This window comes from Kitasatospora sp. NPDC097605 (assembly GCF_040302725.1).
Lineage (GTDB): Bacteria > Actinomycetota > Actinomycetes > Streptomycetales > Streptomycetaceae > Kitasatospora.
The window spans coordinates 69294-80382 of record NZ_JBEOSF010000013.1 but is presented as its reverse complement, the minus strand read 5'-3'; the positions used below and the strand labels follow the sequence as shown (position 1 = coordinate 80382).

Annotated in this window: 6 protein-coding genes; 5 read left to right on the top strand and 1 reads right to left on the bottom strand. The window is 76.7% G+C overall.

The window, feature by feature from the left end:
• Positions 1 to 704: 704 nt before the first annotated feature.
• Positions 705 to 2828, bottom strand: a complete 2124-nt coding sequence (locus ABTX81_RS17040) for a serine/threonine protein kinase (RefSeq protein ID WP_350545835.1) — start codon at positions 2826 to 2828, stop codon at positions 705 to 707.
• A gap of 242 nt (positions 2829 to 3070) precedes the next feature.
• On the opposite strand from ABTX81_RS17040, the gene ABTX81_RS17035 reads away from it, so the two are divergent.
• From ABTX81_RS17035 to ABTX81_RS17015, 5 genes are all read left to right on the top strand, one after another.
• Entirely contained in the window at positions 3071 to 4180 is a 1110-nt protein-coding gene (locus ABTX81_RS17035; RefSeq protein ID WP_350545831.1) for a basic secretory protein-like protein, read from the top strand.
• A gap of 219 nt (positions 4181 to 4399) precedes the next feature.
• Complete coding sequence (imuA', locus tag ABTX81_RS17030) at positions 4400 to 5089, top strand: DnaE2-dependent mutagenesis accessory factor ImuA' (protein WP_350545826.1); 690 nt, start codon at positions 4400 to 4402, stop codon at positions 5087 to 5089.
• A gap of 1 nt (position 5090) precedes the next feature.
• The gene (locus ABTX81_RS17025) at positions 5091 to 7064 is read left to right on the top strand and encodes a Y-family DNA polymerase (protein WP_350545823.1); all 1974 of its coding nucleotides are present in this window, start codon (positions 5091 to 5093) and stop codon (positions 7062 to 7064) included.
• Between the two features lie 62 nt (positions 7065 to 7126).
• Positions 7127 to 10360: an error-prone DNA polymerase gene (locus ABTX81_RS17020; protein ID WP_350545819.1), complete on the top strand. Its 3234-nt coding sequence runs from the start codon at positions 7127 to 7129 to the stop codon at positions 10358 to 10360.
• 36 nt (positions 10361 to 10396) lie between these two features.
• Complete coding sequence (locus ABTX81_RS17015; protein WP_350545816.1) at positions 10397 to 11068, top strand: DUF4232 domain-containing protein; 672 nt, start codon at positions 10397 to 10399, stop codon at positions 11066 to 11068.
• Positions 11069 to 11089: the final 21 nt, after the last annotated feature.

The following is an 11089-nucleotide window of genomic DNA, read 5'->3' as shown; positions in this document are numbered from 1 at the left end:
CCGGGCGGATGCCGGGCCTGTCGGGCGGCGGCACCCGGCAAGCCGCCTCCGGCAGGTGCTCCGGTGGCCGTGTGCGTGGTGATGCTTTGGCTCGGCGGTCCCGGCCTGTGCGGTGGGCGGGGCCTGTTGGGCGGAGGTGCCTGGCATTCCGGCTCCGGTTGGACGGCTGGAGGCCGAACGCCGGTGGTGCTACTCGCCGGTGGCCGCCCGGTCGGGAGTTGCTCTGGCTCTCTGGCTCCTGGCCTGAGGCGTTGGGCAGGGCCCGCGCGGGCGGCGGGCCTCTTGGGCGGAGGCATCCGGGACTCCGGCTTCGGTCGGCTCACCGGAGGCCGATCGCCTGGCGCCCCTGCTCGGCGATGCCCCGCCGGCTGGCCCGCCTCGACGGTCCGGTCTCGGCTCACGCGGATGTGGGGTGGGGCGTCGGGCATCCCGGCCCGGTCGGCTTGTCAGCGGCCGAGCGCCTGGCGCCGCTGCTCGGTGACGCGACCCGCCTCGGCGGTCTCGGCGCGCGCGGACGCCCGGGCCCTGTCCGTGTGCGGGTGCGGGCGCCTGGCACCCCGCCTCCGGCTGGCGCCGGAGGCGGGGTGTGGGTGTTGCCTGCTTGCCGGTACCGGCCGGCGGCGGTCGGTGGCTTGGGCGGGGGCGGGCGCGTCTGTCGAGTGGAGGCCGTTCCGGTCGGCTCTCGGTCCGCAACGGGCCGCCGGTCAGGCCGCGGAGACCGTCCAGAGCTGGTCGGCGGAAGCCTCGCAGGTGCGCATGGTGGCGGGTACGCCGGGGCCGGCGGCGGTGAGGCAGTGCTGCGAGTCCTTGGCGACGGTCACCAGGTAGCCGCCGGACACCGGGACGAAGGACCAGATCTGGTTCAGCGCCGGGGGCGCCGGGCGCTGCCACAGCCGGGTCTGGGACCGGGTCTCCTCCAGTTCCAGGACCTTGGAGTACTGGGTGGCGCCGTTGGCGAGGGAGTACCCGCCGCCAGTGTTCGGGGTCAGTTGCCAGATCCCGCCCGGGCCGCCGTCGTCGTAGGACGTGACCACCGGGGTGCCGTCCTGCTCGGGGGCGGTGTGGCCGTACAGCACGGCGCCGCCGTTGGACAACCGGGCGAGCACCGGCAGCGGGCCGGGCTGCTGGGTCGGGGGCTTGATGGGCGGATCGGTCGGGGCGGTGCCGGGCGGCGGGGGAGACGGCGGGCCCGCGGTGTACGGCGGCGGTGTGTAGGACGGCGGGGGCGTGTACGCGGGCGGGGGCGTGGTCTGCGGCGGCTTGGCGGGGTAGGCCGGGGAACTCGGCGGCGGGGCGGGCGGGTAGACGGGGTCGTTCGACGTCGACGGCCGGCCGGGCGGCGACGGCGAGGGTGCGGCCGGTGCGTCCGCCGAGGTCGAGGAACCGGCGGGTGCGTCCGGCGCGCCGGGGGCGGGCACGGCCGGGGGGTTCGCGGGGGCGTTCGACGGGGCACCCACCGTCCCGCCGCCCGCCGTGGCGCCACCCACGGCTCCCGCCTCGGGCAGTGGCGCACCACCCGGTACGGCCGGCGCGGTCGGCGAGGGCGTCCCGGACTGGGCCGCCGCGGTGGGGGAGGGGGACGGCGCACCCGGGTCGGGGGGCAGCCCGACGGGCGCCGTCAGCGGCAGGCCCGACTGGGCGGAGGAAGCCGCTTCGGCCGCCCGGACGTCGCCCGGACTCCCGGGCCGGTGCAGGACGACGGCCGCGGTGGCGGTGATGGCGCAGCAGAGCGTGGCCGCGCCCGTGACCAGCAGGGTGCGGCGCCGGGTGCCGAACAGCGCCGCCCGCCACCGGGCCGCGCGGCCCGGCCGGATGGCGGCCCCGGCCTCCGCCCCGGCCTCCGCCCCGGCCGCGGCCTCCGCCGCCACCACCGGCCGCACCGCCGACCCGGTGGCCCGGAGCGCCGCCAGCGCACCGGTCGACCGGACCACCGCCGCCCAGGCAGGACCGGTGACCAGGCCCTCGGCCGGTTCACCGGCCAGGGCCGCCAGGACGGCCGCGGCCATCGCGGCGGCGTCCGGCCAGCGCAGCGCCGGGTCCTTCGCCAGAGCCCGTTCGACCAGGGCCCGGACCGGGTCCGGGACCTCGGCCGGCAGCGGCGGCACGGGGTCGGTCAGGTGCTTGAGGATCAGCTCCAGGGCGGTCTCACCCTCGAACGGCAGCCGCCCGGCCAGACACTCGTAGAGCACCACCCCGAGCGCGTACAGGTCCGCCGAGGCGGTGACGGTGTTGGTGGAGGCCTGCTCGGGCGCCTGGTAGGCGGCGGTGCCGAGCACCATCCCGGGCACGGTGAGCCGGGGGTCGCAGCCGGGGCGGGCGATGCCGAAGTCGGTGACGACCACATGGCCGTCACGCACCATCAGATTGGCGGGTTTGATGTCCCGGTGGACGATGCCGGCCTCGTGCGCGGCCTGGAGCGCCCCCAGCACGTCCAGTGCCAGGCCGAGCGCCTCCGGGACGGTCAGCGGGCCCCGGCGTTCCATCACGGTGCTCAGCGGCTCGCCCTCGATCAGCTCCATGACCAGGTAGGCGACCGGCTGGGCGGCGGGTTCCGGCGGCGCGCCCCAGGAGGGGACGTGGTCGGTGCCGCGGCCGGGGCCGAAGTCGTACACGCCGACGATGCCGGGGTGCTGCAGCCGGGCCATCACCCGGGCCTCGTCGTGGAACCGCTCCGCGAAGCCCTGCTCGTCCAGCAGCGCGGGTTTCAGGACCTTGACGGCCACGCGGCGGTCGAGCACCTGGTCCTGGGCGCGCCAGACATCGCCCATCGAGCCGCCGCCGAGCCATTCCTCCAGCCGGTAGCGGTCACCGAGCGTGGTGCCACGCATGATTCTCCTCGACCTCGTTTCGTCGTCGCGACCGCCGCCGGGGCCAGGAGGGCCCACGGTCGCACCGGCAGATCCTGCCGGTCGGACATAAACGCCGACTTGACGTGGGCACAGAAACGCTCTTGTTCGGGCACGCGTCCGACCCCCCCCGTCAACGGACCGTAGACACCCTATGTGCGGCAGGGAGATGACATGGCATCAGGCCGGGTCCACCGGGGAGCCGGCCGGAAGGGGGAGCCGAGATGATCAGCCGCCGTACGGCCGCAGCCGCGGTCCTGGTCGCCGCGACCGCGGTGTCCGGGACGGTCCTGGGGGCCGGGACCGCGAGCGCGACCGACCTGCCGCTGCCGGTGAGCGGAGCCGAGTACCGCGTCTCCAGCAAGGCGGGCGGCGCCCTCCAGTGGGACAGCCGCGCCAACGGCTCCAACGTGGTGGTCCGCGACTGGAACGAGGCGTCGGCCCAGCAGCTGTGGACGATCAGGGACGAGGGCGCCGGCACCTGGTCGGTCAAGGTGCCCGGTACCAACAACGCGATCGACCGCGACATGGGCCGGAACACCGTCGGCGCCTGGAACTACGTGGCCGCGGACAACCAGCGGTGGAGCCTGCACAACACCTCGCTGGGCGACGGCCGGGGCTGGCTGCTGCGCAACGTCTCGGACCCGGGCCTCTGCCTCACCCGCGGCGCGGACCTGAACGCGAAGGTGGCCGCCTGCAACGCCGGCGACCCGGCGCAGAACTGGAACCTCGACCGGAGCACCGGCACCACCCCGCCGTCCCCCGGCCGCCCGGTCATCGACCTGGACTACTCGCAGGCCCCGGACCTCGGCCCGTGGCTGGAACAGCAGAAGCAGACCGTCGCGGACTACTACCCGACGATCTCCAACCTGGTCATCAAGGGCGCGTGGACCCCCGCCCCCCGGTTCCGGATCGTCCTCGACCCGCAGATCACCAGGTACCCCGCCGAGGCGCGGTCCGGCGCCGTGCCCGAGATCCACGTCAACATCGGCTACGCCCGGGGCAACCGGAACGACACCGGCTTCCTGCTGCACGAGGCCGCGCACGTGGCGTTCTTCGGCCACCCGGGCCGCCACTGGTGGGTGGAGGAGGGGCTGGCGGACTGGGTGCGCTACTACAACTTCCAGCCCGGCACCGTCCGCCCGCTCGCTCCGGGCGAGCGGTACGACAACGGCTACGGCGCCATGGCCCGGCTGATCGACTACGTCACCAGGGCCTACCGGCGGCCCGACCTGCCGTACCTGCTGAACACCAGGGACTACGGCACCGGCGAGATCTGGGTGCAGCTCACCGGCAAGACCATCGACCAGCTCTGGAACGAGATGCCCAAGTAGGCCGGCCGTCCACGGCCGCGCGCCCACTGCCGGACGACGCCGAGGAGCGTCGTCCGGCACCCCGTGTCCGCCCCTTCCCGGGCGGACACGGAGAGTCACGGGCCGAAGACGGGCGATTCGGACTTGAATCTTTACGAACGGATGTTCGATCCTGGGGTTGTGCCCGTTTTCGAATCTGTTTTCGAATCCACCGTCGAGCGGAAGCCCGCGCTCCGACCGGTGGCGTCGACCGCTGCCCCCGGCCGGGGCCTGCTGCCGGTGGTGCCCGCGCTGCGCGGACTGCTGCCGGAGGGCGGGCTGCGCCGGGGCGCCGCGGTGTCGGTGGCGGGCGGGGACGCCGGGCTGCTGCTGGCGCTGGCCGCCGGTGTGCGGGAGACCGACGGCGGCTGGGCCGCGGCGGTCGGGCTGCCGGACCTCGGACTGGCCGCGGCCGCCGGGTACGGGCTCGACCTGCGGCGGCTGCTGGTGGCCGACGACCCCGGACCGCACTGGGCCGAGGTGGTGTCCGTCCTGGCCGGCGCCGTCGAACTGATCATGCTGCGTCCGGACGGCCCGGTCCCGCCGAACCTGGCCGCCCGGCTGGCCGCCGTGCTGCGGCGCAGCGGCTGCGTGCTGCTGGTGGCCGGGCCGTGGCCAGGGGCCGGACTGCGGCTGGGCGTGCGCTCCGGGCGCTGGTTCGGGCTGGGGGACGGCCACGGGCAGCTCACCGGGCGGCAGGTGGAGGTGGTGGCCGAGGGGCGCGGCTCGGCGGGGCGCGGGCGGACGGCCCGGCTCTGGCTGCCGGACGCGCACGGCGCGGTGCGGACCGTGGAGGAGACGGTCGGCGCCGGGACGGTGGACGTGGACGTGGTGGGGGAGGACGCGGTGTCGGGGGCCGGAGTGGGCCTCGACCGTATGGCGGTGGTGTGAGATGACCGGTGGCGAGGTTGCCGGGTCCACCGGGACGGGTGGCGCGGTCACCCCCCGGGTGCTGGTGGTGTGGTGTCCGGACTGGCCGGTGGCGGCCGTCGAACGCCCGGGGGAGGGCGCGCGGGAGGCCGACGCCCCGGTGGCGGTGGTCGAGGGCGGCCGGGTGCTGGCCTGCTCGGCGGCGGCCCGGGCGGCCGGGGTGCGGCAGGGGCAGCCGCTCAAGCTGGCCCAGCGGCTCTGCCCGGCGCTGGAGCTGCGCGACCGCGACCCGGAGGCGGAGACCCGGCGGTTCGAACCGGTGGTGGCGGCGGTGGAGGCGTTCACCCCCCGGGTGGAGGTGCTGCGCCCGGGGCTGTGCGCGATCCCGGTGAAGGGGCCGGCCCGCTACTTCGGCGGGGAGGAGGCCCTGGCGGCGAAGGTCCAGGGGGCGGTCACGGCCGCCCTGGCGGCCTCGGCCTCGGCCTCGGCCGCAGTCGCAGTCGCGGCCACCGGCCCCCAGGTGCACCCGGCGGACGCGGAGCCGGCCGGGAGCCGCGCCGAGGCCGGGCGCGGGGACGGCGCCGGGCGCGGGGAGACGGGCCTGGCCGAGGTCGTCCCGCTGCACCCCGCCGACGCCGAGCGCGCCGACGCCGAGCGCGCCGACGCAGAGCGCGCCGCCCGTCGGCGGACCGCCGGGACGGACGAGCTGTTCGCCGCCGCCCCCGCCGCCCGGGACGGCGCCCGGGGCGGCTTCGCCCGCCCGCCCGCCTACCCGCCGGCCCCCGCCCCCGGGGCCGCGACCCCCACCGCCGCGCCGTCGGCCCCGCTCGGCCGGGTCGGTGTGGCCGACGGCCTGTTCGCCGCCGTGCTCGCCGCCCGCGCCGGGGTACTGGTCCCCGCCGGCCGGACGGCGGAGTTCCTCGCGCCCTACCCGGTGGCCGCGCTCGGCGACGCCGGGCTGGCCGAACTGCTGGAGCGGCTGGGCCTGCCCACCGTCGGGGCGTTCGCCGTGCTGCCCGCCGAGTCGGTGGCCGACCGCTTCGGCCCGGCCGGCACGGTGGCCCACCGGCTGGCCCGCGGTCTGCAGCCGCGCCCGCTGGTGCCGCGTGCCGAGGGGCCGGACCTCTCCGTCGAGCAGCGCTTCGACCCGCCCGAGCCGCTCGCCGAACCGCTGGTGTTCGTCGCCCGCACCCTGGCCGAGCGGCTGCACCAGCGGCTCGCCGGGGCGGGGCTGACCTGCCAGCGGGTCGCCGTCGAGGTGGAGTGCGCCGACGGCCGGACCGTCGCGCGGCTCTGGCGGCACGAGGGCCGGCTCTCGGCGACGGCGCTCGCCGAACGCGTCCGCTGGCAGCTCCAGGCCTGGCAGGGCGCCGGCACGTTCGACCGCGGCGGCGAAGCCGACGGCCCGCCCGCCCCCGAGCCGGGCGGGTTCACCGCGCTGCGCCTCGTCCCGGACGACCTCACCCCCGACCAGGGGCGCCAACTCGCCCTTTGGGGACAGGCGGTGGCGGACGACCGGGTGGAACGCGCGGTGGCCCGGGTGCAGGCGGTGCTCGGGCACGCCGGGCTGCGCCGGATCGAGCCGGCCGGCGGCCGGGGCCCGGAGGACCAGGTGGTCCGGGTGCCGTGGGGCGAGCCGTACGACCCGGCGGCGCCCGCCGACGCGCCCTGGCCGGGGCGCATCGGCGGGCTGCGGGACGTCTGGCCGGCCGTGGTGCACCGCGTCCCGGTGCCGGCGGCGGTGCTGGACGGCGACGGGCGGCCGGTGACGGTGGACGGCCGGGCGGGGGTGTCGGCCCGGCCGGCCACCGTGGCGGTGCGCGGGCGGGAACTGGCGGTGGACGGCTGGACCGGACCCTGGCCGGCGGTCGAGTACTGGTGGGACCAGGCACGCGCCCGCCGCCGGGCCCGGTTCCAGGTGACGGTGGCGGACGGGCGGGCGCTGCTGCTCACGGTGGAGGGGGGTGCCTGGTTCGTGGAGGCCGGGTACGACTGACGGCCGGGCCGTCCAAGGAAGGGGGGCAGGAAACCAGCGAGAGACCGAAGGCACCACCCCCGATGGGATTCACCAGTCATCCCTTCCTCCCCTGGAGCGAGCTGCACCGGCGCCTGTCCGGCGGTGACGGCGGCGGCGAGGTCGTCCCGCTGCGCCCGCACACCGGCGACCGGCCGGACGAGCCCGTCGAGCGGCCCGCCGGACCGGCCTGGGCCGAGCTGCACGTCCACTCCGCCTTCAGCTTCCTCGACGGCGCCAGCGACCCCGAGGCGCTGGTCGCCGAGGCCGCCCGGCTGGGCGTCGAGGCCCTCGCGCTCACCGACCACGACGGCCTCTACGGCGCGGTCCGGCTCGCCGAGGCGGCCCGCGGCACGGGCGTGTCCACCGCCTTCGGCGCCGAATTGACGCTCCGTCAGGAGAAAGGCGGCGCCGAGCACCTGCTGGTGCTGGCCCGCGACCCGGAGGGCTACCGCCGGCTCTCCACCGTGATCGGCGCGGCCCAACTCGCGGGCGGGGCCAAGGGGAACCCGGTCTACGACTTCGCGGAGCTCGCCGACGCGCACGGCGGCCACTGGGCGGTGCTCACCGGCTGCCGGCTCGGCCGCGTCCCCGCCGCGCTGGCCGCCGCCGGAAGCGGCCCGGCCGACCCCGAGCACCGACTGCGCACCCTCACCGAGGCGTTCGGCCGCGAGAACGTCCACGTCGAGCTGATCGACCAGTGGCTCCCCGGCGACGACCTGCGCAACGACGCCCTCGCCGCGCTCGCCGCCCGGCTGCGCCTGACCACCGTGGCCTCCACCAACGCCCACCACGCGAGCCCCGCCGAGGGCCGGCTCGCCCAGAGCCTGGCCGCCCTGCACGACCGCCGCACCCTCACCGAGGCGGCCGGCTGGACGCAGGCCGCCGGCACCGCCCATCTGCGCTCCGGCCGTGAGATGGCGGCCCGGCTGGCCCGCTTCCCCGGCGTCCGCGAGGCCACCGTGGACCTCGCCCGCGCCTGCGCCTTCGACTTCGCCACCCTGGACCCGGAGCTGCCCGGCTACCCCGTCCCGCCCGGCCACACCGAGATCAGCCACCTGCGCCACCTGGTCGCCGAGGGCGGCCCGGCCCGGTTCGGACCCGGCAACGGCCCGGCCCGCCGCCAGCTCGCCCGCGAGCTGGACGTCATCGAGACGCTGGACCTGGCCGGCTACTTCCTGATCGTGCACGACATCGTCGACTTCTGCCGCCGGGAGTCCATCTGGTGCCAGGGGCGCGGTTCGGCCGCCAACTCGGCGGTCTGCTTCGCGCTCGGGATCACAGCCGTCGACCCGGTGCACTACAAGCTGCTCTTCGAACGCTTCCTCTCCACCGCCCGCGACGGGCCGCCGGACATCGACCTGGACATCGAGAACCGCCGCCGCGAGGAGGTCATCCAGTACGTCTACCGCCGCTACGGGCGCGAGCACGCCGCCCAGGTCGCCAATGTGATCACCTACCGGCCCCGGCTGGCCCTGCGCGACGCCGCCCGGGTGCTCGGCTACCCGCAGGGCCAGGTGGACGCGTTCAGCCGGCAGGCCGACTTCCGCTCGCCGCCCGGCGCGGACGCCGTCGTCCCCGCCGATGTGCTGGCGCTCGCCGGGCAGCTCCACGGCCTGCCGCGCCACCTGGGCATCCACTCGGGCGGCATGGTGCTCACCCGGGAGCCGATCGCCGGGATCTGCCCGACCGAGTGGGCGCGGATGCCGGGGCGCTCGGTGCTGCAGTGGGACAAGGAGTCGGTGGCCGGCGCCGGCCTGGTCAAGATCGACCTGCTCGGCCTCGGCATGCTCGCCGCGCTGCACGACACCTGCGACCTGGTCGCCCGGCACCACGGCGAGCGCTACGACCTGGCGACCATCCCGGACGACGACGCGGGCGTGTACGCGATGCTGCGGCGGGCCGACACCGTCGGCGTCTTCCAGGTCGAGTCGCGCGCCCAGATGGCCACCCTGCCCCGGCTCAAGCCGGACCACTTCTACGACCTGGTCGTGGAGGTCGCGCTGATCCGTCCCGGCCCGATCCAGGGCGGCTCCGTCCACCCGTACCTGCGCCGCCGCGCCGGGGTGGAGCCGGCCGGCTGCCCGCACCCGCTGATGGAGAACGCCCTCGGCAAGACCCTCGGGGTGCCGCTGTTCCAGGAGCAGATGATGCAACTCGCCATCGACTGCGCCGGGTTCACCCCCGCCGAGGCGGACCGGCTGCGCCAGGCGATGGGCGCCAAGCGCTCGCACGAACGGGTCGCCCGGCTGCGCGAGCGGCTGCTCGGCGGCATGGCCGAGCGCGGCATCCCGGAGGAGGTGGCGCAGGACGTCTACACCAAGATCGAGGCCTTCTCCAACTACGGCTTCCCGGAGAGCCACGCGATCAGCTTCGCCTACCTGGTGTACGCCAGCGCCTGGCTCAAGTACCACTACCCGGCAGCCTTCACCTGCGCCCTGCTGGCCAACCAGCCGATGGGTTTCTACTCGCCGCTCAGCCTGATCTCGGACGCCCGCCGGCACGGCGTGCGGGTGCGCGGGGTGGACGTCAACGCCAGCGGCGCCGGGCCCACCCTGGAGCCGTACCGGGGGCCGACGCCCACCCCGCCGCTCACCGCCGGGAAGCCGCAGCCCGCGATCCGGCTGGGCCTGGACACCGTGCGCGGCATCGGCGCCGCGCAGGCCGAGGCGATCGCGGCCGGGCAGCCGTACGCGGACCTGGAGGACTTCGCCCGCCGCACCGGCCTGCCCGCACCGGGACTGGAGGCGCTGGCCGCGGCGGGCGCGTTCGGCTGCTTCGGGCTCGGCCGGCGGCAGGCGCTCTGGGCGGCGGGCGCGTTCGCGGGCGTCTCGGCGGACCTCATCCCGGGCACCACGCCCGGCACCGAGGCGCCGGACCTGCCCGCGATGACCCCGGTCGAGGAGACCATCGCCGACCTCTGGGCCACCGGGACGTCCGCGACCAGCCACCCGCTCCAGCACCTGCGCACCCACCTGGAGCGCGGCGGCGCGCTCTCGGCCGCCCAACTCCCGGACGTACCGGCGGGGACGGCGGTGGTGGTCGGCGGCCTGGTCACCCACCGGCAGCGGCCGCCGACGGCGGGCGGGGTGCTCTTCCTCAGCCTGGAGGACGAGACCGGGCTGATCAATGTGATCTGCAGCCGGCCGGTCTGGGAGTCCCAGCGCCGCACCGCCCTCGACCGGGCCGGACTTCTGGTGCACGGGCACGTCGAACGGGACCGGGGCGCCACCAACCTGGTCGCCACCCGGCTCACCCCGCTGCGGATCGGACTGTGACGGGTGCGGGGACCGCTTCGTGCCATGATCGTCCCCATGGACTCGACGCCGTCGCCGCAGACCGTCACCCGTCGCACCGCGCGCCCCCTCCGGGCCGGGCTGCTGCTCGCGGCCGGGGCGCTGGCGGCGGCCGGGTGCGGCAGCATCCCGGCGACCGGGGCGGGCGGGGGAACGCCCGGACCGGCGCGCACCATCGGCGGAACGCCCCTCCCGGTCACGCCCGCCTCGCCCGTCACCCCGTCCGCCTCCGCCTCCGCCTCCGCCGCCCCGGTGCCGGTCTGCTCCCCCGAGGGCGTCGCGCTGACCGTGGGCGAGGCCAACGCCGCGATGGGCCTGCGGGTGATGACGGTCCGGCTGACCAACTGCGGCACCCGCCCCTACAGCCTCAAGGGCCACCCCGCCGTCCGGGTCCTCGACGCCGAACGCGCCCCGCTCGCCGTCACCGTGAAACGCGGCTCGGCGGGCATCGCCACCCTGGAGAACTTCGACGCCGTCCCCGCGCCGCTGATCCTCCAGCCCCAGGAGTACGCCGAGTCCCAGCTGGTCTGGCGCAACACGGTGACCGCGGGCGACAAGGGCCCCGACGACGGCCGCTTCCTCGACATCGCCCCGATCCCCGGCCGCCCCCGGCTGACCGTCCCGGCCCACCTCGACCTCGGCACCACCGGAAGGCTGGGCGTCGCCCCCTGGACCAAGCCGGCCGTGTAACACCCCTGTGCGCCACGGGAG